The organism is Streptosporangium sp. NPDC049078 (assembly GCF_040648855.1).
In the GTDB taxonomy this organism is placed as follows: Bacteria; Actinomycetota; Actinomycetes; order Streptosporangiales; family Streptosporangiaceae; genus Streptosporangium.
This window is the reverse complement of record NZ_JBEZEL010000006.1, coordinates 287,521-310,329: the sequence shown is the minus strand read 5'-3', so window position 1 is coordinate 310,329 and position 22,809 is coordinate 287,521. Positions and strand designations below refer to the sequence as shown.

General features: G+C 66.3%; 18 protein-coding genes and 1 tRNA gene. 3 read left to right on the top strand and 16 right to left on the bottom strand.

The window, feature by feature from the left end:
* Positions 1-21 precede the first annotated feature (21 nt).
* The 7 genes from AB0B90_RS12460 to polA form a co-directional block, all read right to left on the bottom strand.
* The gene (locus AB0B90_RS12460; protein WP_362922448.1) at positions 22-3,051 is read right to left on the bottom strand and encodes a BTAD domain-containing putative transcriptional regulator; all 3,030 of its coding nucleotides are present in this window, start codon (positions 3,049-3,051) and stop codon (positions 22-24) included.
* A 325-nt stretch (positions 3,052-3,376) separates the two neighbouring features.
* Positions 3,377-4,555: an SLC13 family permease gene (locus tag AB0B90_RS12455; RefSeq protein ID WP_362922446.1), complete on the bottom strand. Its 1,179-nt coding sequence runs from the start codon at positions 4,553-4,555 to the stop codon at positions 3,377-3,379.
* 57 nt (positions 4,556-4,612) lie between these two features.
* Positions 4,613-5,212: a dephospho-CoA kinase gene (gene coaE / locus AB0B90_RS12450; protein ID WP_350948204.1), complete on the bottom strand. Its 600-nt coding sequence runs from the start codon at positions 5,210-5,212 to the stop codon at positions 4,613-4,615.
* A 157-nt stretch (positions 5,213-5,369) separates the two neighbouring features.
* Positions 5,370-5,825 carry a GNAT family N-acetyltransferase gene (locus tag AB0B90_RS12445; protein ID WP_362922444.1) on the bottom strand — a complete coding sequence of 152 codons (456 nt, stop codon included), beginning with the start codon at positions 5,823-5,825 and terminating at the stop codon, positions 5,370-5,372.
* Positions 5,826-6,012: 187 nt separating this feature from the next.
* A complete protein-coding gene (gene rpsA, locus AB0B90_RS12440; protein WP_350948203.1) occupies positions 6,013-7,521 on the bottom strand; it encodes a 30S ribosomal protein S1 in 1,509 nt (502 codons plus the stop codon).
* A 221-nt stretch (positions 7,522-7,742) separates the two neighbouring features.
* Positions 7,743-8,825 (bottom strand): polysaccharide deacetylase family protein, encoded by a 1,083-nt coding sequence (locus AB0B90_RS12435; protein ID WP_362922442.1) that lies wholly within the window; start codon positions 8,823-8,825, stop codon positions 7,743-7,745.
* 497 nt (positions 8,826-9,322) lie between these two features.
* Positions 9,323-12,058 (bottom strand): DNA polymerase I, encoded by a 2,736-nt coding sequence (gene polA / locus AB0B90_RS12430; RefSeq protein ID WP_362922440.1) that lies wholly within the window; start codon positions 12,056-12,058, stop codon positions 9,323-9,325.
* A gap of 146 nt (positions 12,059-12,204) precedes the next feature.
* Between polA and AB0B90_RS12425 the strand changes: the two genes are divergently transcribed.
* Positions 12,205-12,549 (top strand): hotdog fold thioesterase, encoded by a 345-nt coding sequence (locus AB0B90_RS12425; protein ID WP_350948284.1) that lies wholly within the window; start codon positions 12,205-12,207, stop codon positions 12,547-12,549.
* A gap of 294 nt (positions 12,550-12,843) precedes the next feature.
* Here AB0B90_RS12425 and AB0B90_RS12420 read toward each other — a convergent pair whose 3' ends face one another.
* Genes AB0B90_RS12420 through AB0B90_RS12410 form a run of 3 tightly spaced genes read right to left on the bottom strand, consistent with a single transcriptional unit; the run spans position 12,844 to position 15,320 of the window.
* Entirely contained in the window at positions 12,844-13,632 is a 789-nt protein-coding gene (locus tag AB0B90_RS12420; protein ID WP_350948200.1) for an amino acid ABC transporter ATP-binding protein, read from the bottom strand.
* A 2-nt stretch (positions 13,633-13,634) separates the two neighbouring features.
* On the bottom strand, positions 13,635-14,483 hold the full coding sequence (locus AB0B90_RS12415) for an amino acid ABC transporter permease (protein WP_350948199.1): 849 nt from the start codon (positions 14,481-14,483) through the stop codon (positions 13,635-13,637).
* Between the two features lie 3 nt (positions 14,484-14,486).
* The gene (locus AB0B90_RS12410) at positions 14,487-15,320 is read right to left on the bottom strand and encodes an ABC transporter substrate-binding protein (protein WP_362922438.1); all 834 of its coding nucleotides are present in this window, start codon (positions 15,318-15,320) and stop codon (positions 14,487-14,489) included.
* 270 nt (positions 15,321-15,590) lie between these two features.
* Here AB0B90_RS12410 and AB0B90_RS12405 point away from each other — a divergent pair, with 270 nt between their 5' ends.
* Positions 15,591-16,160, top strand: coding sequence for a DUF4352 domain-containing protein (locus tag AB0B90_RS12405; protein WP_350948197.1), 570 nt, complete (start codon positions 15,591-15,593; stop codon positions 16,158-16,160).
* A 285-nt stretch (positions 16,161-16,445) separates the two neighbouring features.
* Here AB0B90_RS12405 and AB0B90_RS12400 read toward each other — a convergent pair whose 3' ends face one another.
* The 6 genes from AB0B90_RS12400 to AB0B90_RS12375 form a co-directional block, all read right to left on the bottom strand.
* Positions 16,446-17,264, bottom strand: a complete 819-nt coding sequence (locus AB0B90_RS12400; RefSeq protein WP_350948196.1) for an ABC transporter ATP-binding protein — start codon at positions 17,262-17,264, stop codon at positions 16,446-16,448.
* A complete protein-coding gene (locus AB0B90_RS12395) occupies positions 17,254-18,018 on the bottom strand; it encodes an ABC transporter ATP-binding protein (protein ID WP_350948283.1) in 765 nt (254 codons plus the stop codon). Before AB0B90_RS12395 ends, AB0B90_RS12400 begins: the two co-directional genes overlap by 11 nt.
* A gap of 80 nt (positions 18,019-18,098) precedes the next feature.
* A complete protein-coding gene (locus AB0B90_RS12390) occupies positions 18,099-19,268 on the bottom strand; it encodes a branched-chain amino acid ABC transporter permease (protein WP_350948195.1) in 1,170 nt (389 codons plus the stop codon).
* Positions 19,265-20,233 carry a branched-chain amino acid ABC transporter permease gene (locus AB0B90_RS12385; RefSeq protein WP_350948194.1) on the bottom strand — a complete coding sequence of 323 codons (969 nt, stop codon included), beginning with the start codon at positions 20,231-20,233 and terminating at the stop codon, positions 19,265-19,267. The genes AB0B90_RS12390 and AB0B90_RS12385 overlap by 4 nt, the downstream gene beginning before the upstream one ends.
* Before the next feature lie 218 nt (positions 20,234-20,451).
* Entirely contained in the window at positions 20,452-21,606 is a 1,155-nt protein-coding gene (locus tag AB0B90_RS12380; RefSeq protein ID WP_350948282.1) for a branched-chain amino acid ABC transporter substrate-binding protein, read from the bottom strand.
* Between the two features lie 355 nt (positions 21,607-21,961).
* The gene (locus AB0B90_RS12375; protein ID WP_350948193.1) at positions 21,962-22,564 is read right to left on the bottom strand and encodes a response regulator; all 603 of its coding nucleotides are present in this window, start codon (positions 22,562-22,564) and stop codon (positions 21,962-21,964) included.
* 113 nt (positions 22,565-22,677) lie between these two features.
* On the opposite strand from AB0B90_RS12375, the gene AB0B90_RS12370 reads away from it, so the two are divergent.
* Positions 22,678-22,754: transfer RNA gene (locus AB0B90_RS12370), tRNA-Leu, on the top strand.
* Positions 22,755-22,809 lie beyond the last annotated feature (55 nt).

Here is a 22,809-nt window from a genome sequence, read left to right as displayed (position 1 = left end):
GAATGCCTCTGTAGCATTTATTCAGAGCGCCGCCAGCCGTTTGGCAACAGCATCTGCCTCGGGAATTCCCATAGGGGTAAAAACAGCAAGGGCTTTCTCTAGGTGGATCTTGAATTCTTCCTTTTCGCCCAAGGCTTCCATGGCTTCAGCAATTCCCTTGTGAGCGTACCCTTGGAAGTAGACATACTTCAAATCCATGGCCAACTGCAGGGCGGCCCGAGAGCTCTTCACCGCCTCGCTCGGATTTCCACTGGCAAGAAGAGCATTGCTCAGATCGCAAAGAATTTCACATTCGAGCTCCCGGTCGCGCACTTCCCTTACCTGAGCGAGAGCCCTCTCGTGATATTCGATCGCCTTGGCGTGAAGCCCGCTCCGCCCGTGATCCCTGCCGAGATTATTGATGGCATCCGCTTCAAGGCGAGCATTTTTCATCTCTCGCCCGACCCGAAGGGCTTCCGTATGACATTTCAAAGCCTCATCGATCCGACCGAGCCGTAAATAGGCTTCCCCTTGATACAAGAGAATGTAAGCATCTTTATGCCGACCATCCTCTTTTCGTACATAGGAGCGGCACTCCTGAAGGCTTTCAACAGCCTCCTCAAACCGCCCTAGCTGCAGGTTGGCTATTGCCAGATGGTACAGCGCACCTTGCCCGTCAGGACGTTCGCCGAGCGCACGCTCGATCGCGAGAGACTGCTGACAGATTTTAATCGCCTCGCCTGGCCGCCCCGTACGGATAAGACCGTATCCGATGTCGCGCAACGCCTTTGCCTCACCTCTGCGGTCCCCTTTCGCACGTCGCAAAGAGAGAGCCCGTTGCTGTAGCTCTAGATAGTCATCGTATTTTCCAACAAAAATATATGCGTATCCCAGGGCACCCAGTACTTCAGCTTCAGCATGCAGATCATCAAGTTCTCGGGTTGCGATAAGACTAATCCGATGAGTAGCGATCCAATCGTCTATACGATCGTTCAGATAGAAAAAACGAGACAGGGTTCGAGCCATCTTCCAAGCATGGTCACGCCAGCCTTGAACAGCGCAGTAAGAAATCATCGAGACAAGCGACGGGTATTCCTCCTCCAACCAGAAGGCAGCCGCCTCAGGCCGACCGAATATCTTCTTAAAGCTGTATTCGGCTGGAACGTCTGTCAGCATACTGATCCGGCCTGGGTCGAAGAGGTTCATAGCCTCGTCAGCCATGTACAAATACCAGTCGAAGAGACGCGACAACGCGTCACGCCGGTCAACCACTCGATCGTCAAGTTCGCTACGATCACGCGCGTAGACTCGCACCAGATCGTGTATCGTCAGCCGTCCCCCGTCCCCGCGCTGGATCAGGTGAGCGGCCACGAGCCTGTCGATCGCGGCTCGCCCCTCGCCGGAGGACAGACTCGCCAGCGCCAGAACGGCGTCGACACCGATGTCAGGCCCAGGGTGAAAGCCCATCAGCCGAAAGACTTTTCGCGCGGTTTCGGGCAATGCTCGGTAGGAAAGCTCGAAAGCGGCGCTGACTCCAGTGTGTGGATCCTCTCCGATATCCAAGACGACGAGTGGGTTCTCATTTCGGAGCCTTGCCACGAAGTCGGCGATGGACAGGCTCGGCTGTCCTGCGAGATGAGCCGCCGCCAGGCGGAGTGCCAAAGGCAGGTGACCACAGAGCTCAGCCAGCTGGGACAGGGCCTCGATTTCTCCACGGGTCTGCTCGGTTCCCAGGATTTCGACGAGTAGGCCTCGTGCCTCATCGGCCGAGAGGACACCGAGAGTAATATTGCGGACATCATGGGTAACCCAGAGTCCTCGTAAGGAGTCGCGACTGGTGATGACCACTTTGCACGAAGGTGAACCGGGGAGCAGCGGACGGACCTGATCAGGACTCGCCGCGTTGTCGAGAATGATGAGAACTCGCCTGTCGGCCAGGATCGACCTATAGAGGGTCTCTCGTTCGTCCGCCTCCTGCGGAATCTCCTCCACCGCCATACCAAGCCCGCGCAGGAGACGATGCAAAGCCTGCGCCGCCTCCACAGGCTGCCCCTGCGAATAACCGCGAAGGTTCATGTACAACTGCCCGTCTGGAAACAGCCCCGCCACCCGGTGTCCCCAGTGTGTCGCGAGCGCGGTCTTCCCGATCCCCGCCGTACCAGCGATGGAGGTGATCACCGTGGCCTGGATACCGCCTTCGCCCCTGGATAACATCAGGTCCAGTTGCCGCAGATCATCCTTCCTACCGGTGAACCGGGCGATGTCGGAGGGCAACTGACGGGGAATTGGCATCGAGCGTGGAACAACAGCCACTTCAAGGTGCCGTGGCTCCGGATCGAGCGACGGGTCGGCCGAAAGAATTGCCTGATGAAGTCGGGCCAGATCCTCTCCCGGTTCTAGCCCTAACTCGCTCCGGAAGTACCGATGCACGATCCGGTATTCCTCCAACGCCTCCGCTACTCGCCCCTCACGGTAGAGGGCGAGCATTAGCTGACCACGGAACCTTTCGTGCAGCGGATTTTCGGCAACGAATCGTCTTAGCTCACCGATGAGTTCGGAGTTCCCGCCCAAGGCGAGATCGACGTCTATCCGCTCGGCGAGAGTGATGATCCGCCGTTCTTCCAACGCGGGACCTTCGGTCATCTGAAACTCGGGGTGAGTACCAGCGAGCGCTGGACCACGCCAGAGCATCAGGGCTTCACGGAACCGCTCCGCCGCCCGTACGACATCGCCCGCCGACAGGGCTGTTCGCGCCAGGTCCACTTCACTGTCGAAGACATCAAGGTCCGAGGAGTCGGCAGGAATCTGCAACGCGTATCCCGTAGGGGAACTCGCGATAACAGCGGCATCACCCAACAGGCGGCGCAGAGACCATAGATGGTTGTGAAGCAATCGTCGACCAGAAGCGGGAACAGCGCTCCCCCATAGCGCGACCAGCAGTCGATCGTGGGAGACAACGCGGTTCGCGTTCAACACCAAGACTGCCAGCAGGGTTCGCTGTTTCTGTCCAACGACTGACACGAATCGTTCGTCACGCCAGATCCCCACCGGTCCGAGTACGCGAAACTCCATGTCTCTCCAGGTTTCTTCGATACGTATCAAAACACAAGAAAATTATGGCGCACTGTTCTAGTCCATGCACATACAGTCACACCCGTTCGGGTCTGCCGCGATACACAGATATAGGGCGCCAAGCCATGCAAGATCAAGATATTTACAAGAAATGAGATGATGAAACCTCTCCCGGATACCCGCGAAGCTCTTTTCGCTGCTTCATAAAGATCGGAGAGTGTTCAGGTGAGCACCGCTGAATGCGACGCTCGATCAAGGTTCCGCTACATGGACCACTCGTCGATGTCGTGGCGAAACCGAAGGGGCGATCTGTCGCCCCGACGGCTCAGGCTGTGAGCAGCAGGGCCGCCACGGTGGCCGGGACGGCTACCACGACCAGTGCGGTCCCCGCCAGCAGGAAGGTGCGTATCGGTACCCGCACTCCCCTGCGGCGGCACCACTCGAACCAGAGCAGGGTGGCGAGGGAGGCCCACGGGGTGATCACCGCGCCGACGTTGGTGCCGATGAGCAGGGCGAACAGCGCCTCCCGGTCGCCGACGGGGATGACCTGCTCCACCGCGGTGTAGGCGGGCAGGTTGTTGATCAGGTTGGACAGCACCGCGCCGACGGCCGCCACTCCGTAGGCCCCGTCACCCGTGTGGGTTCCGATCAAGGTGCCCATCACCGAGGCCAGGCCGTGCCGGCTCAGCGTGGGCACCACCAGGAACAGGCCCACCACGAAGACGAGCAGTTGCCAGGGGAACAGGGCGAAGGTGAGCTTGGCACGGTCCCGCCAGGCGAAGGCGGCAATCATCAGGGCCGCCCCGGCCAGGGCGGCGAACTGGATCGGCAGTTCCAACAGGATCACGGCGACGAAAAGCGCACAGACCCCGGCCGCGATTGCGAACAGCGCCCGATCCGCGACCGGCTCGGGGATCGGCGGGGTGTAGCGATCGGCGCCGCGCCGGCCCCGGCGCCAGAAGAACACCCACAGGAAGATCATGGTGATCGCGATCGCGACGAGTTGGGGGATCCAGAGCCTTCCCGCGAACTCGCGGGTGGACATCTCCACCCGTCCCAGGACCAGGAGGTTCGTCAGGTTCGAGACCGGCAGCAGCAGGCTGGCGGTGTTGGACAGCCAGAGGGTCGTCATGGCCAGCGGCAGTGCGGCGATCCCGGTCCTGGCCGCGAGGGCGAGCATCACGGGCGTGAGCAGTACCGCGGTGGTGTCCAGGTTCAGGAAGATCGTGACCAGCGACGCGAAGGCCGTGCAGAGCAGGAAGAGCACGGCGTACCCACCGCCGCCCAGCATCGCCAGCCGGGTCGCGATCACGTCGAAGAGCCCGGCCTCCTTGACGAGGTCGGCGAGGACGACCACCGCGGCGAGGAAGAGCAGGATGGGGGCGATCCGCTCCATCTGGCTCTCGGCCTCCCGCAGGGGAAGCAGGCCGGTCGCGACGAACAGGAGTCCGAGGCCCAGCAGCGCGAGCCGGATCCAGTCCAGGAGGGTCAGTCGTCGCAGCACATCGGAAATGATCGCACGCCTCACCTGGGCGGATCGCTCCAGGAGGGGTGAGGGGGCTCAGTCGGTGGCGCGGGCCTTCAGGTCGGACCAGAGGCCGTCCATCCGGGCCTCCAGCTCCTCCAGGGTGCCCTCGTTCGGCACCACGATGTCGGCGATCTCCAGCCGCTCCTCGCGGGTCGCCTGGGCCGCGAGCCTCGCCCTCGCGTCCTGCTCGCTCATGCCGCGCAGCTCGACCAGCCGAGCGAGGCGCACCTCGTCGGAGGCGTCGACGACGATCACCACCTCGTACATGGGGGCGAGCTTGTTCTCCGTCAGCAGCGGCACGTCGTAGATCACGATGCTGCCGGGGGCCGTCTGCTCCTGCAGCTCGGCGACTCGCGCGCCGACGAGGGGGTGGACGATGGCGTTGAGCGAGGCGAGCTTCTCGGAGTCGGAGAAGACGATCGAGCCGAGCTTCTCCCGGTCGAGCGAGCCGTCCTCGCGCAGGATGCCCGTGCCGAAGACCCCGGTCACTCGCGCCAGCCCGGGGGTTCCCGGCTCGACCACCTCTCTGGCGATCTTGTCGGCGTCGATGATCACGGCGCCGCGGGCGCCCAGCCTCCGGGAGACCTCGCTCTTGCCCGACCCGATGCCACCGGTAAGCCCCACCATCAACATGATCCGCAGCATACGCCGTACCGGCCGTGCTGCGGCATGGTCGGCTCGGAAGCCGGAGTCGCCGCCCCTCTCGGCGCCGGAGGTCACGCCTGCCGCCCTTCAGGCGCAGAACGCTCCAACGGGATCGATTCGCGCACGAAGACGCTCCTGGGTGCCCTCAGAGCTCCCTGCGCATGTGCACCAGGGTGAGGTGGTCGGTCATCCGCTCCCTGCGCGTCTCGCGGTAGCCGTGGCGGCGGTAGAGACGCAGGTTGCCCTCCGACAGGTGGCCGGTGAACAGGTCGAAGGCGAGTGCCGTGGCGGCCTCCTCGTGCAGGGCGGCCAGCAGTTCTCCGCCGATGCCCTCGCCCTGCCGGTCGGGGGCGACCACCAGGCGGCCGACCAGGCAGGTCGTGCCGGACATCCGGCCGCGGACCGCGCCCACGATCCGCGCTCCGTCGCGGGCGACGAGCACGGTGGCCGTCTCGACCGCCTTGCGGACCTGGGCGATCGACTCCACGAGCGGCGCGATGAACGGGTCGCCGTAGAGCTGGGCCTCGCTCACGTAGGCGGCACGCTGCACGGTCAGGATCTCGCCCGCGTCCTTGGGTTCCGCCCATTCGATCACGGTCACGGCGCCACCCTAGCGACCGGGCGAGAGACCTCAGGAGGCCCCCTCGGCACCTGGGGGAAGAACGAGGTGAGCGGAAAGGTCAAGCGCCTGCCCGGCGGGAGACCACCCCGAGACGCGGAAAGGGCCCCGCCGGAGCGGGGCCCTTTCTTCGATCTTCTACCGCGTTGTCAGCGCCGTCGGCACCGGGTCAGCTCTGGCCGCCCGCGAGCTTCTCGCGCAGGGCCGCGAGAGCCTCGTCGGAGGCGAGGGCGCCCGCCGCCGGAGCGGAGGAGCCGCTGCTGCCGCTGGTGGAGGCACCGGTGGAACCCGAGGACGGGGTCTCGCCGGAGTAGGACGTGGGGGCCGCCTCGCCCGCCTCGGCCTCGGCCTTGCGGGCCTCCTCGACCTGCTTCTTGTGAGCCTCGAAGCGGGTCTGAGCCTCGGCGTACTGCCGCTCCCACTCCTCGCGCTGCTTGTCGAAGCCTTCGAGCCACTCGCCGGTCTCGGAGTCGAAACCCTCGGGGTAGATGTAGTTGCCCGAGTCGTCGTAGGTCGCCGCCATGCCGTACAGCGTGGGGTCGAACTCGACGTCGGCGCCGATCGCACCCTCGTTCGCCTGCTTGAGCGAGAGCGAGATCCGGCGGCGCTCAAGGTCGATGTCGATGATCTTCACGAAGATCTCGTCGCCGACCTGGACGACCTGCTCGGGAATCTCGACGTGGCGCTCGGCCAGCTCGGAGATGTGGACCAGGCCCTCGATGCCCTCCTCGACGCGGACGAACGCACCGAACGGCACCAGCTTGGTGACGCGGCCCGGAACGACCTGACCGATCTGGTGGGTGCGGGCGAACTGCTGCCAGGGGTCTTCCTGCGTCGCCTTGAGCGACAGGGAGACGCGCTCGCGCTCCATGTCGACGTCGAGCACCTCGACGGTGACCTCCTGGCCGACCTCGACGACCTCGGAGGGGTGGTCGATGTGCTTCCAGGAGAGCTCGGAGACGTGGACCAGACCGTCGACGCCGCCGAGGTCGACGAACGCACCGAAGTTGACGATCGAGGAGACGACGCCCTTGCGGACCTGACCCTTCTGCAGGGTGTTGAGGAACGTCTGGCGAACCTCGGACTGGGTCTGCTCAAGCCAGGCGCGGCGGGAGAGAACCACGTTGTTGCGGTTCTTGTCGAGCTCGATGATCTTCGCTTCGAGCTCGCGGCCCACGTACGGCTGGAGGTCGCGGACGCGCCGCATCTCGACCAGGGACGCCGGCAGGAAGCCGCGCAGGCCGATGTCGAGGATGAGACCACCCTTGACGACCTCGATGACCGTGCCGGTGACGATGCCGTCCTCGTCCTTGATCTTCTCGATCGTGCCCCAGGCCCGCTCGTACTGAGCGCGCTTCTTGGACAGGATCAGGCGGCCTTCCTTGTCTTCCTTCTGGAGAACAAGGGCCTCGACGTGCTCGCCAACCTCGACGACATCCGCCGGGTCGACATCGTGCTTGATCGAGAGCTCTCGCGAGGGGATGACACCCTCGGTCTTGTAGCCGATGTCGAGCAAAACTTCGTCTCGATCGACCTTGACGACGGTGCCCTCGACGATGTCGCCGTCGTTGAAGTACTTGATGGTCAGGTCGATCGCTGCGAGGAACTCTTCCTCGGAGCCGATGTCGTTGACCGCTACCTGCGGGGTGCTCGAGGTGGCCTCAGTGCTGCTCGTCATGTGTGGAGTTGCTCCGAACGCGGACAGATGTCGATGTGGCGAACGCGCGGCAGGCTTCTTACCGTCAGCCGAAGAAAAAAGTATCGGCGTGATCGAGCGCGAGCCCACTCCGTCCGAGACACGCGCGAGCCCACAACGCAGCGATCAGCATATGAGACCAGACGGGTATGGTCAATCCAACGACTCTACGCGCCCACGTGCCAGAAGGATAACGATCTCGCTCAATAAGCGTTGATCTTCTTCCTCTGGTCCGCCCTGATACTACCCCGAAGCCTGTCCGGGATGGAGATGCGTTCGGGGTCGCCGTCGGCCGTGTAACGCTCGCCGGGATGCTTGTCCAACCACCCGAGCCAGTAGTCCGAACACCACTTGCGGCACTCCCCCTTTTTGCCGTTGCTCTGGATCCGCTGGATCGCGCGCCAGTCGTGGCCCTTGACGAACGGCGAGACCGACGGTTCGGCGCCGGCCAGGAAGACGCCCTTGAACCGATAGGAAACGTCACGCCATTTTCCCGACTGCACGGTAGATCTTTTGCGGGGCATCGCGCCGAACGGCAGCGCCATCGTCTCCGAGGGGGGCACACCGAGCCTCTTCAGCAGCCGCTCGACCCTGGCGAGCTGCTCGGCGATCTTCTTCTTGGGCAGGCTCGGCAGGTGGGGGTGGCTCCAGGTGTGGTTGGCCACCTCGAAGCCCCGCGAGACCAGCCACTGCACGGCCCGCTCCTGGTCCTTCTCCTCGCGCAGGCCGAACGGGTGCTGGTTGACCCAGAAGGTGGCGACGGGCCGGAAGCCGGGATACTTCACGGCGACCTGGTAGATGATGCCGACCGCGGTGTCCTTGGCCGGGGTGCCGTCCGCCTCGAGGGCGAAGTGGCTGGGATGGCCGTCGTCGAAGGTGAGCACGACCGGATACTTACCCGCCGGGATGTCCATCCTGCCGGTGGCGAACTCCCGGGCGGTGACCGGCACATAGCCGTCCCTGGCGAGCCTCTCCAGTTCCTTGCGTACCTGGGCGGGGGTGCGGTCGATCGACGCCAGCCGCTTGCGGGTGATCCGGTGGTACATCAGGATCGGGACCGCTCCGGCCTCGTTCGCCTTCACCTGCCGCGCGAACTCCGCCGAGGCGGTGATCGGCGGCGGCAGCTCGGCCGAGGGCAGGTCGGGTGTCGGCGAGGGGGACGCGGAGGAGGTCGGGGACGGGCCACTCACCGCCACTCCCTGCCGGGGAGCGCCGGGCGGCGCCGAGGCGGACGGGAGGACCAGGAGCCCTATCAGCGCCACCGCGACGACCAGTACGTTGGCCATCATGATGATCTTCGTCAGGGGGGTCGTACTCCGCACTGAACTCCCGTGCCCGTCGAGCTTTTCGGCTTGGATCACCACCTTAGAACAGGCTTCGGACAGGCCTGGCCGATCGATGGGCCCGACGGGGCGGAAACGGTCTCTCCCCACCCGGGAGGTGATCGCCAGGACACGGCGTCCTCCCAGGTGGGGCCGGTGAGGCTCTCGACGGTCGGCGTCCTCACAAGTTCGTGAGAGAGCCTGTGGGACGGTGGCCGCCGAACGAGCCGGGGCCGTCGGCACCCGGAGTCCCCGCAGGGGCGGCCGAGAGCCGATCCGGACGGCGCCCACCGGATGGGGGTCCCGGGACCGTCGGCGTCCGGAGTCCTCCCAGGTGCGACCGAGAGCGGTCGGCGGGCACGCGGCGGGCACGCGGCGGGCACCGACGGTCTCCGGGCGACTCCGGAGGCCGTCGGTGCCCGCCGGCCTCCGGAGCCGCCCAGGGCCCCGTCAGTGGCCCGTCAGTGGCCGGCGTCCTCCCAGGTGCGGCCGACGCCCACCGAGACGGCGAGCGGGACGCGCAGGGAGTATGCGGCGTTCATCCGGTCGGTGACCAGCTCCCGCAGGGTCTCCAGCTCGCCGGGGGCCACCTCGAACACGAGTTCGTCGTGGACCTGCAGCAGCATCCGGGAGCCGAGGGCCGCCTCCTTCAGCGCGCTCTGCACGTTGAGCATCGCGACCTTGATGATGTCGGCGGCCGACCCCTGGATGGGCGCGTTGAGCGCCATCCGCTCGGCGATCTCGCGGCGCTGGCGGTTGTCGCTGTTGAGGTCGGGCAGGTAGCGGCGGCGGCCGAGGATGGTCTCGGTGTAGCCGTCGTTCCTGGCCTGCGCGACGATCGCGTTGAGGAAGTCGCGGACGCCGCCGAACTCCTCGAAGTATTCCTCCTTGAGCGCCCGCGCCTCGGAGACCGGGATGTTGAGCTGCTCGGAGAGCCCGAAGTCGGACAGGCCGTAGGCGAGGCCGTAGTTCATCGCCTTGATCTTGGCCCGCATCTCCCCGGTGACCTTCTCCGGCTCGACGTCGAAGACCCTCGCCGCGGTGGCCATGTGGAAGTCGTGCCCGGACTCGAAGGAGGCGATGAGCGCCTCGTCACCGGACAGGTGGGCCATGACGCGCAGCTCGATCTGGCTGTAGTCGGCGGTGAGCAGGGTCTCGAAGCCCTTGCCGACCACGAAGCCCTGCCGGATGCGGCGGCCCTCCGCGGTGCGGATCGGGATGTTCTGCAGGTTGGGCTTCTCCGAGCTGAGCCGGCCGGTGACGGCGACGATCTGGTTGAACGTGGTGTGGATGCGGCCGTCGTCGGCGATCTCCTTGATCAGGCCCTCGACCGTGACCTTCAGCTTGGCCTGGTCGCGGTGGCGCAGCATGATCGTCGGCAGCTCGTGCTCGGTCTGGGCGGCGAGCCAGGCCAGCGCGGAGGCGTCGGTGGTGTAACCCGTCTTGGTCTTCTTCGTCTTGGGCAGGTTGAGCTTGACGAACAGGATCTCCTGGAGCTGCTTGGGCGAGCCCAGGTTGAACTGCTCGCCGCCCACGGACGCGTGCGCCGCCTCGATCGCCTGCTTGACCGCGGCGCCGAACTCGGCCTCCAGCCCGCTGAGATACTCCCTGTCGGCGGCGATGCCGGCCCGCTCCAGCTCGGCCAGCACGGTGACGAGCGGCAGCTCCACGTCGCGCATGAGGTGGGTGCCGCCCAACGGCTCCAGGAACGTCTCCAGCGCGTCGGCGAGCTCGCCGACCGCGAGCGCCCGCAGGGCGAGGTCGTGGGCGCCGTCGTCGTCCTGGTCGTCGAAGAGACTCGCCTGGCCGCCGTTGTCGGTCTCACCGCGCAGCTCGCGGCGCAGGTAGACCCGCACGAGGTCTTCCAGCGGGAACGAGCGCTGCCCCGGCATCGCCAGGTAGGCCGCGAGCGCGGTGTCGCAGGTGAGGCCGCGCAGCTCCATGCCCTGCGCCCACAGCGCGAGCATCGGGCCCTTGGCGTCGTGCACGGCCTTGGGCTTCGACGGGTCGGCGAGCCACTCGCGCAGGGCCGCCTCGTCGGCCTCGGTCAGTGTGGTCGGGTCGATGAACGCGGCGCCGGGACCGCCCGGGGCCGCCTTCCCCTCCCCCGCGCCGGCTCCCGCTCCGGCCGCCGCGACGGCGATGCTGTCGACGCGGCCGGTGCCGCTGCCGTACGTGCCCTTGAAGGCGAGGCCGGCGCGGCCCTCGGGCAGCGCGCGCAGCCACGGGGCCACCTCGTCGGGGCCCAGGGTGACGACCTCGACCTCGAAGCCCTCCTCGGCCTCGGTCTCGGGCGAGCCGATCGTCTTGAACACCCGGTCGCGGATCTCGCCGCGGAACTCCAGCGTGTCGAGGATCTTGTTGATCTCGTCGCGGTCGGCCGTGCCGATCTCCAGGCTGGTGACCTCGCGCTCCAGCGGCACGTCGCGGATCAGCTGGGTGAGGCGCCGGTTCATCAGCACCTGGTCGAGGTGGTCGCGGAGCTTGTCGCCGACCTTGCCCTTGACCTCGTCGACGCGGTTGACCAGCTCCTCCAGCGAGCCGAACTCGCGGATCCACTTGGCCGCGGTCTTCTCGCCCACGCCGGGGATGTTCTTCAGGTTGTCGCTGGAGTCGCCGCGGATGGCCGCGAAGTCCGGATATTGGGCCGGGGTGAGCTCGTACTTCTCCAGCACCGCCTCGGGGGTGAAGCGGGTCATGTTGCTGATGCCGACGCGGGTCATCAGCACGGTGATCCGCTCGTCGACGAGCTGCAGCGCGTCGCGGTCGCCGGTGACGACGAGCACGTTCATGCCCTGCTCGGCTGCGCGGGTGGCGAGGGTGGCGATCAGGTCGTCGGCCTCGTATCCGGCGAGCGACAGGTGCGGCACGCCCATCGCGTCGAGCACCTCGTGGATCAGGCTCATCTGGCTGCGGAAACTGTCGGGGCTCGCGCTCCGGTTCGCCTTGTAGTCGGCGTATTCCTCGTGGCGGAACGTCGGCTCGGAGCGATCGAAGCAGACCGCCACGTGGGTCGGCCGCTCGTCGCGGAGCACGTTGACCAGCATCGAGGTGAAACCGTAGACCGCGTTGGTCGTCTGGCCCGTGGTGGTGGAGAAATTCTCCTCCGGCAGGGCATAGAACGCCCGATAGGCCAGTGAATGCCCATCCAGCAGCAGGAGACACGGTCGAGTGGGGGTCGCTTCGCTCTTCGGCACAAAGAAAGCCTAGTCTCCTGGTGCGACAGAAAACCTGGCCTCGCACGACAGGAGACTTCCCTTTGACCGTGACAGACCCCGAGGAAGCCGCTCGGCGGATCGAGGAGGCGCTCGGCGCCTCGTACAAGAACACGCTGGTGGAGCTGATGGGCATCGTCATCACCGAGGCCGATGCCGAGCGGGTGGTGGGCACGATGCCGGTCAAGGGCAACATCCAGCCCTTCGGTCTGCTGCACGGCGGTGCCTCGTGCGTGCTGGCGGAGACCCTGGGGTCGACGGGAGCGACCCTCCACGCGGGTCCCGGGCGGGTCGCGATGGGTATCGAGATCAACGCCACCCACCACCGCGCGGCCACGTCAGGGCTGGTCACCGGGATCGCCACCCGGATCCACGGCGGCCGTACGCTCGCCACCTACGACGTCGAGATCCTCGACGAGCAGGGCCGCAGGGTGTGCACCTCACGCCTCACGTGCATGCTCCGCGACGCCTGAGGCGTCCGAATCGGACCCGATCACGTCCGCCGATCACCTGATCACATCTCGTCCTCGATCATATTCCGACCGCCTTTTTGCCTTCCTCGCGCAACCGGTCCGCTACGGTGGGTGACGGTGATGCCCGTGGGGAGGCCGAGTAGAAAACGTACGGGGTCGGGGAAGCTCCGTATGGCGCCAAAGGTCTCCCCCGGGCTCGCCGGGTCCACACGCCCTGGGGTTCGCGGGCCTGCCGTGCGGCCCGCGCCGGGCGGGCGCGGGCCGTACGGGGGCGGTCCTGGCCGCCGACGCGCGTCAGATGTCGGTGTGCGTCGGGTCGAGCACGCGGCGCAGGAAGGTCTTCGTACGCTCGTGCTGGGGGGCGCCGATCACCTGCTCGGGGCTGCCGTCCTCCACGATCACGCCGCCGTCCATGAACACGACCCGGTCGGCCACGTCGCGGGCGAACGCCATCTCGTGGGTGACCACGAGCATGGTCATCCCCTCCTCGGCGAGTTTGCGCATGACCGTGAGCACGTCTCCGACGAGCTCGGGGTCGAGCGCCGAGGTCGGCTCGTCGAAGAGCATCAGCGCCGGGCTCATCGCGAGTGCCCTCGCGATGGCCACGCGCTGCTGCTGCCCGCCGGAGAGCTGGGCGGGGAAGGCGTCGCACTTCTCGCCGATGCCGACCTTCTCCAGGTTCTCCCTCGCGATCCGCTCGGCCTCCGCCTTGCCCCGCTTCAGCACCCGGCGCTGCGAGATCATCACGTTCTGCAGGACGGTCATGTGCGGGAACAGGTTGAACTGCTGGAAGACCATGCCGACGCCCCGGCGGGCGGCGTCGATGTCGACGTCGCGGTCGGTCAGCTCCACGCCGTGGACGACGACCTTGCCCGACGTGGGTTGTTCCAGGAGGTTCACGCAGCGCAGCAGCGTGGACTTGCCAGAGCCCGAGGGGCCGATCACGCAGACCACCTGGCCGGGTTCGACGGCGAAGTCGATGCCCCGCAGGACTTCGTTCTTGCCGAAGTACTTGTGCAGGTCACGGATCTCGACCGCGTGGTTCGCCGGGGCCTCCGAGGTTTCCGGATTCGCTGAGCTCACTGTCACCGTCCCCTCGCCTGTCGCCTCTCCAGCCGGGACGCGAGGTAGCCCAGCGGGATGGTGACCAGTAGATACGTCACGCCTACGACCAGGATGGGCGTGGCGTTGGCATAGGTCGAGGCCGTGTCGTTGCCGAACTTGGTGAGCTCGACGTAGTCGCCGGAGACGCCGAGGAACAACACCAGCGAGGAGTCCTTGAGCAGGGACACGAACTGGTTGGTCGTCGGCGGGATGACGATGCGAACGGCCTGCGGGATGACGATGGAGACCATGGCCCGCGTGTACGACATGCCCAGCGAGCGCGCCGCCTCCATCTGCCCCTTGGGCACCGCCTGGAGCCCGGCGCGGAGCGTCTCGGCCATGTAGGCCGAGCCGACGATCGTCAGGCCCAGGATGCCCTGGCCGTACGTGCCGCCGGGGATCTCCAGGCCGGTGATGGCGAGCGGCAGGAACAGGATGAGCAGGAAGATCAGCAGCGCGGGCAGGCCGCGGAAGATCTCGATGTAGGCGACCGCGATCCACCGGTAGGGACGCACCGACGACAGCCTCATCAGCGCGAGCACCAGGCCGAGCAGGAAGGCGAAGACGAAACCGCCGACCGAGTAGATGATCGTGTTCTTCAGCGCGACCGTGAACAGGTCGGGAAGCGTCTTCTCGGCGACGTCGAGCTTGGTGAAGTTCTCACCGAGCTTGCCCCACTCGATGCGCAGGGCGAGGAAGACCGCCACGGCCGCCAGTACGACGTACTGGACGGCCCTGCTGATCTGCTGCCTCTTGCGGGGGCTGAGCCCGCTCCTGCCGGGGGCGCCCCCGGCAGGAGCGGGCTCTGTCGTCTTTGGCTGGTCGGTCATCGATTAACCGAGCTCGCCGGGCTTCTTACCGAACCACTTGACGAAGATCTGCTCGTAGGTGCCGTCGGCCTTGGCCTCGGTGATCGAGTCGTTGATCGCCTTGAGCAGGATCGGGTCGGCGTTCTTCTTCAGGCCGACGCCGTACTGCTCGCCGGTGTCGAGGCTGGCGACCAGCTCGAACTTGTCGGCGATCTCGGGCTTCTTCAGCCAGGTCAGGACGACCGGGAGGTCCTGGACGATCACGTCGACCTGGCCGGACTGCAGGCCGAGCAGCTCCTTGGGAGAGTCGGCGAACTCCTTGGGGTCGAAGCCCTTCTCCTTGACGTAGTCGAGGCCCGTGGTCGAGGCCTGGGCGCCGAGCTTGAGGTTCTTCGCCTTCACGTCGTCGAGGGTGGTGACGCCGGTCCCCTTCTTGGCCAGCAGAGCCTGCGTGGCGTCGAAGTAGGGCACGGAGAAGTCGATGTTGGCCTTGCGCTCCTCGGTGATCGTCATACCGGCGGCGGCGACGTCACACTTGTTGGTGGCCATCGCCGCACCGCTCTTGATGACGGCGAAGTCGATGTCGACGATCTCCTGCGTCAGGCCGAGCTTCTTGGCGGCGAGGTCGACGATGTCGACGTCGAAGCCGACGACCTTGTCGCCCTCCTTGAACTGGAAGGGCTCGTACGGAAGGTTGGTGCAGGTGGTCAGCTTGCCGGGGGTGACGAGCTTGGGGCCCTCCGCGGCCGCGGGAGCACTTGCCGAGGCACCATCGCTTGGGCTGGCGGTGGTGGACGTGCCACCGCCGCAGGCCGAAAGGCCGAGCGCACCGGCGACGACCATGGCACCCACCGCCATCGCACGACGGGAAACAAAACTCAGGCCCACGAAGGCCTCCTTACGGTCAATGTCGCTTCTTGTATGGATACCTCAGTGCAGGTCATGCTTCATCACCTGCATAATCATGCAGATCACCACTACGACACAATTCGGACAACAACCGCGGTCAAGGGTTTCTGGTCGATACCCTGCCCCCGCGCGGATCCGGGCGCCGGTACTTGCCCGATCGTCAACCGTGATCCGGGGAGCCGTTGAACCAGAGGATCTACCTCGACTACCTTGCCGGATGTGCGTGATCCCCTGAAACCGATCGCCGGTGCCGCCCTCGCCGCCCTCCTCCTGTCCAGCCTGTCCGGCTGCTCGGGAGCGCCCCAGGCGAACCCCGCCTCCCCCCAGGCCACGCCCACCCCGACCTACGAGCTCCCGCCGCGCCCGGTGCGGCCGGGTGAGAGTGCCGTCAAGGCCGCGCCGGTCACCGACGGTGACACCCGGTTCCAGGTGATCGGCCTGCAGAAGGGCCTGAGCGGCTTCTTCGGCAGCCACGCCGAGTGGCAGGCGAAGGGGCAGTACGTGGTCGTGCGGATCCTCGTGGAGAACCCCGGCCGCACCAACTCCCGCTTCGACGCCAAGCGGCAGAAGCTCGTCGCCGCCGACGGCGCCACCTACACGGTCGACAAGTTCGCGCAGGCCATCAAGCGGCAGCCCGACGAGCTCCCGCTCGGCGCCCAGGTCAGGATCGAGCTGGACCTCTGGTACGACATCCCCAAGGAGGCGAAGGTCTCCGCGATCCGGCTGTTCGGCGACCCGCCTCTCGGCGTGGGCGGCAGCACCGACGGTGTGCAGGTGCCGCTGCCCTGAGCCGGCCCCCACCCCCACCCCGGCGCCGCGCGGAGCGGCCCAGGGGCCTGTGTGACCCAGGGGCCCGTGTGAAGGGGCCTTCAAGCCCGAGACGCCCTGACGTTCTCCCCGCGGCTCCCCGACGGGCTTCCCGCGGGGAGCCTTGGACTTCCCGCGGGCTTCCCGCAGGCAGGGGAGGCTCCCCGGCTGCTCCTCGCCGTGCTCACACGAACGGGCCCGCCGCGCGGAGTGCGCGACGGGCCCGTCAGGTGCCCTCAGGCCCGGGTGGGCCGTGGAATCACGGCCTCAGGTCAGCTCTTCCTTGCTCTCCTTGGGAGCGGGGCTCTCCTTCGGAGCGGGAGCCGGAGCCGAGGCCGCCGGAGCGGCCTGTGCCTGTGCCTCCGCCTCCAGGTCGATCTCCGCGCCGCCGCCCAGGTAGGCGGCCTGCACGGCGGGGTCGTTGAGCAGCTCGTCCGCGGGCGCGCTCTTGACCACTTTCCCGGTCTCCAGGACGTAGGCGCGGTGGGCCAGCTTCAGCGCCTGCTGGGCGTTCTGCTCCACCAGCAGCACCGTGGTGCCCCGGCGGTTGATCTCCTCGATGATCTCGAAGATCTGCTGCACCAGCAGCGGCGCCAGGCCCATCGACGGCTCGTCGAGCAGCAGCACCTTGGGCTTGGCCATCAGCGCGCGCCCGATGGCGAGCATCTGCTGCTCGCCGCCGGACATCGTGCCGCCCATCTGGTTTCTGCGCTCGGCCAGGCGGGGGAACAGCTCGTAGACCTCGGCCAGGTCGGCGCTGAAGTCTCCGGAGCGGGTGTAGGCGCCCATGAGCAGGTTGTCGTGCACCGTCATGCCGGGGAACACTCCCCGGCCCTCGGGCGACTGCCCCAGACCCGCGATGACCCGCTGGTGGCCGGGCATCTTGCTGATGTCCTTGCCGTCGAAGACGATGCTCCCCGACGTCAGGCCGCGCAGGCCCGAGATCGTCTTCAGGGTCGTGGTCTTGCCCGCCCCGTTCGCCCCGATGAGCGTGACGATCTCGCCCTCGTTCACCTCGACCGAGATGCCCTTGAGCGCCTCGATCTTGCCGTAGTGGACACGGATGTCCTTGACCTCAAGAAGCATCGGCGGGAGCTCCCAAATACGCCTCGACGACCCGGGGGTCGGTCCGCACCTCGTCCGGCAGGCCATCGGCGATCTTCTGGCCGAAGTCCAGCACCGCGATGCGGTCGCTGATGCCCATGATGAGGCTCATGTCGTGCTCGATGATCAGAATCGTCCGGCCCGCGTCGCGGATGTCCCGGATCAGCTGCTGCAGCGCCACCTTCTCCGCCGGGTTCATACCGGCGGCGGGCTCGTCGAGCAGCAGCAGCTTCGGGTTGGTCGCGAGCGCGCGGGCGATCTCCAGGCGGCGCTGGTCACCGTAGGGCAGGTTCTTGGCGTGCTCGTTGGCTCGGTGCGAGATGCCGACGAAGTCGAGCAGCTCCATCGCGAGCCTGCGCCCGTCCTTCTCGGCCCTGCGGTGCCAGGGAAGCCCCAGCGCCACGCTGACCATGCCCGACTTGTGGTGCGCGTCCGCGCCCACCATCACGTTCTCGATCGCCGTCATGTTGTGGAACAGCCGGATGTTCTGGAACGTGCGGGCGATGCCCCGCTTGGTGATCTTGAACCGCTTGATGCCGCTGATCTTCTCGTCCAGGAAGCGGACCTCGCCCTCGGTCGGCTGGTAGACGCCGGTCACCACGTTGAAGACCGTGGTCTTTCCCGCGCCGTTCGGGCCGATGAGAGCGAAGATCTCTCCCTCGTTGACGGTGAGGTTCACCTCGCGCAGTGCCGTGACACCGCCGAACCGCATGACGAGGCCCCTCAACTCCAGCATGGAGCGGCCGGCGCGTTCCGCCTGGACCGCCTCGGGGTTCTTACCTTCCGGATTCACCTCGGCCGGATTCACCTCGGTGCTCACTTGGAAGCCACCTCCTCACCGTGCGACTCGGGCCCGGGAACCTCGGCTCCGAGCGTACCCATCCCGCCTGACCCCTCTTTCAGCTCCGCCTTGCGTTGGCGCGATGGCAGCAGACCCTCCGGACGGAAGATCATCAGCGCCACGAGCACCGCACCGAAGATCAGCATGCGGTATTCCTGCAGGCCGCGGAACCGCTCGGGCAGCCACGCCACCACGAAGGCTCCCAGCATGACACCCGGCAGGTTGCCCGCGCCGCCCATGACCACCGCGGCCAGGATCGTCGCCGACAGCAGGAACTGGAAGTCGTTCGGGTTGATCGAGATGGCCTTCGCCGCCCACAGCACGCCCATCAGGCCACCGATGGAGGCGCCGATGGCGAAGGCGAGCATCTTGAAGCGGAACGTCGGCACGCCCATGACCTCGGCCGCGTCCTCGTCCTCGCGGATCGCCGCCCAGGCACGACCGACCCGGCTCTTCTCCCAGCGCTTCACCAGGATGATCACAACGACGGCGAGCGCGACCAGCAGGTAGTAATAGGGCCGCGGATCCAGCACACCGTACTTGAATGGATCGACCCCGAACACCTCGGAGAAGTTGAAGCCCAGGAAGTGGAAGTCCTCGACGCTCGGCGGGTGCGGGATGCCGCGGATGCCGTTCGGGCCGCCGATCTCGTCGGTGTTGCGGGCGGTGATGCGAATGATCTCACCGAAGCCCAGCGTGACGATCGCCAGATAGTCACCGCGCAACCGCAGCGTCGGAGCGCCCAGGGTGAGGCCCGACAGGGCGCAGATCCCGATGCCGACCAGCATGATGAGCCAGAAGTTCCAGCCCAGTCTGGTGCCGAGCAGCGCCATCGCGTAGCCGCCGACCGCGTAGAACGCGACGAAGCCCAGGTCGAGCAGGCCCGCCTGGCCGACCACCACGTTCAGGCCGATGGCCAGGACCACGTACGTCCCGATCGGGAAGAACAGGATGCTCGCCCAGTCGGTGTAGGGCGACATGAAGGGGGCGAGGCTCTCCGAGGGCAGCAGCAGCGCCGCGACGATCAGGAGCACATAGAGGATCCAGCGCTGCCAGCCAGGTGTGGTCTGCCAGCGATCGTGCATGACGTCACCGAAGCGGCCGAGACCCGTACGGAAACTTGCCAGGGGATTCTTCTGGTTCATGCGCGCGCCTGCTGGAGTGATTCACCGAGGATGCCGGTGGGGCGGAACATCAGGACCAAGATGAGGATGGTGAAGGAGATCACGTGTTTCCAGTCGGAGCCGAAGAAGATGGCTCCGTAGTTCTCCACCAGCCCGAGCGTGATTCCGCCGACCAGAGCGCCTCGCAGGTTACCGATACCGCCCAGGACCGCCGCGGTGAACGCCTTGATACCGAAGAGGAATCCGACGTAGTAATGCGTGTTCTCATATGAGATCAGGTAGAGCGCTCCCGCCACGCCGGCCATGCTGCCACCGACGAGGAAGGTCATCCGCACGACCCTGTTGATGTCGACACCCATCAGGACGGCCGCCTCGGGGTTCTGCGCGGTGGCGCGGATACCCCGGCCGATCTTCGTCCGGTTCACCAGGGCGTCCAGCGCGATCATCATGCCGATGGCGGCGACGATGACGAAGACCTGGTCGACCCGGACCGTGTGGCCGAAGATCGAGAAAAGCTCGGTCCGCTCCATGATGCGGGGCAGGGCCATCTGGATCCTGCCCTGCTCGGGACGGTTGAAGACGTTCGGGATCACCAGGAGCGCGAACAGCTCCTGCAGGAAGATCGAGGCGCCGATCGCCGAGATCAGCGCCGCCAGCCGGGAGGCGCCGCGCTTGCGCAGCGGCCGGTAGGCGATGCGCTCCAGCCCCACCGCGACGGTCGCCGAGGCGATCATGCCGGCCAGGATCATCGCGACGACGAGACCGACCAGCGCGATGCCCGTGAGGGGGGAGTTGATGCCGAACACGAACGGTACGAGCATCGCACCGAAGGTCCCGATCATGAAGACTTCGGAATGCGCAAAGTTGATCAGCCGCAGCACGCCGTACACCATCGTGTAGCCGAGCGCGATCAGGGCATAGATCGATCCGAAGGACAGGCCGTCGATCGTCGCCGGCCAGAACAGATTGATGAAGTCATTGAGCACTAGGGTTTACCACTTCTAGCGGGGGTCGCCTGCACGTCCGGGTAGCACACCGCCTCCAGCGGAATCTCGTGGATTCGGCGGAATCCCGTGGACTCTGCGGAATCTCGTGGATTCAGCGGAATCCCGCGGATTCTCTGGAGGCGCGAGAGGAGCGGGAACGCATTCGCGGCGTTCCCGCTCCCCGCGCGTCGGCTACCTAAATCTCCTTCAGCGCTCGACTAGCCCAGCTTGGCCTCGTTGGCCTTGCCCAGCAGGCCGATGGCACCGTCCTTGACCTGGTAGATGTAGATGTCCTTCGCCGAGACCTCACCGTTGGCCTCGAACTTGACCTGCTTCGAGACACCCGCGAAGTCCACCGTGGCGATGAACTCGTTGATCTTGTCAGGAGTGACGTTGCCCGCCTTGATCGCCTCGACGAAGACCGTCGCGGCGTCGTAGCCCTCGGCCGCGTAGATGGCCGGGTCGGCGCTGTAGGCGGCCTTGTAGGCGTCGGCGAAGCCCTTCACCTTCTCGTCGGTGACGTCCGGGGTGGCGATGTAGCAGGGGCAGCCAACGAGGGCACCCTCGGCGTTGTCGGCACCGGCGCCGTCGATCAGGCCCTTGTCCAGCGAACCGTCACCGGAGAGGAACTTCGCGGTCACGCCCTTGTCGCGGAGCTGCTTGAGCAGGTTGCCGCCCGCGGCGTAGTAACCGCCGAAGAAGATCGCTTCGGGCTTGGACGCCGCGACCTTGTTCACCACGGAGGAGAAGTCGCTCTCGGCCGGGTCGAGCGAGTCGGTCTCGGGCTTCACGCCCTTGGCCTCGAGCTCGGCCTTGACGGCGTCGGCGAGCGGCTTGCCGTACTCGGACTTGTCGTCGATCACGAAGACCTTCTTCGCGGCGACGCCTTCCGCGATGAAGGCGCCGATGCCGGGGCCCTGGACGCTGTCGCTCGGCAGCACGCGGTGCCAGAACTTCCAGCCGTTCGTCGACAGCGCGGCGTTGGTGGCGGAGGCCGAGACGCTCGGCAGCTGCGCCTCCTCCAGCACCGGAGCCACCTGGGCGGACTCACCGGAGAACGCGGGGCCGATCATCGCGACGATCTTGTCGGTCTTGATGGCCTGCTGAGCCAGGGCGACGGCCTTCGACGGGTCCGCCTGGCTGTCATATTCGACCAGCTCGATCTTCACAGCCGGGTTGGTCTTGTTGTACTCGTCAATGGCGAGCTTCGCACCGTTCCTGGGGGGAATGACGATGCCGGCGTTGGCGCCGGTCAGGTCTCCCATGAAGCCAATCTTGACGGTACCGGGGGCGGCAGCGCTGGAGCCGCCCTCAGCCGGCGTGGCCTCCGTACCACCGCTGCCACAGGCAGCGAGACCGAGGGTGAGCGCCACACCGGCGGCAAGCACTCCACCGAGGCGTGCAGTCTTAAGCCGCAAGGTTGCCTTCCTTTCGCCCGGTCCCTCGTCAGGACCGAGTTCACAGATACCCTTCCCTGGCGGGTGGCCAGGGGTTGTGTCGGTTAGTACAACTAGCGGATGTCACGGGTCGATACAGGACGGCCCACCGTTACCGCTTCGTTATTACACCGATCCTTTTCGGCTATCAGACACAAAAGCCGTGGTCACTGGCGACCTCACGGCTTCCGCGGGGGGTCGCGCCGACCGCCCGGGGGCCCTCTGACGCCCCTGAGACGCGCCCTGCGGCCACCCGACGGCCCTCTACCCCAAAAAGGGTCAAAACGCCCGATCAGGCCTCAGGGGCCCGCGTCTCGGGCTCCGCCCCGTCGGTCACCACGATCTGCGCCACCTGTCGCATGCTCAGCCTGCGATCCATCGACGCCTTCTGGATCCACCGGAACGCCTGCGGCTCACTCCACCCGTGGCGCTCCATCAGCAGCCCCTTGGCCCGCTCGACCAGCTTGCGCGTCTCCAGCCGCTCCGAGAGCGTCCCGACCTCCCGCTCCAGCGCGGCGATCTCCTGATGCCTGCTCACCGCCATCTCGATCGCCGGAACCAGGTCCGACTTGGTGAACGGCTTCACGAGGTACGCCATCGCCCCGGCGTCCCTCGCCCGCTCGACCAGGTCCCGCTGGGAGAAGGCGGTGAGGATGAGACACGGCGCGATCCGCTGCGACACGATCTGCTCGGCCGCCGAGATCCCGTCCAGGACGGGCATCTTCACATCCAGGATCACCAGATCCGGCCGCTGCTCCATCGCCAGCTTGACCGCGGACTCCCCGTCTCCGGCCTCCGCGACGACCGCATACCCCTCCTCCTCCAGCATCTCCTTGAGGTCGAGGCGGATCAACGCCTCGTCTTCCGCGATCACCACTCGCCGCTGCGTACTCACGAGCAAGAGAGTACCGACGTCCGCTAGATTGAGACCACGCCGGTGCCCGAGAGTGATCTACTTCTAGGTAAGCTCTTCACTGGTACGTAAGATCCGGACAAAAACGGAAAAATGCCCCGATAGACCAATCGGCAGAGTCGATGGACTCAAAATCCATTCAGTGTGGGTTCGAATCCCACTCGGGGCACCATGTTCGACTCGGCCGTCCGAGGTCGGCCGATGCGGACCTCTCCCGCGCGGCGTCG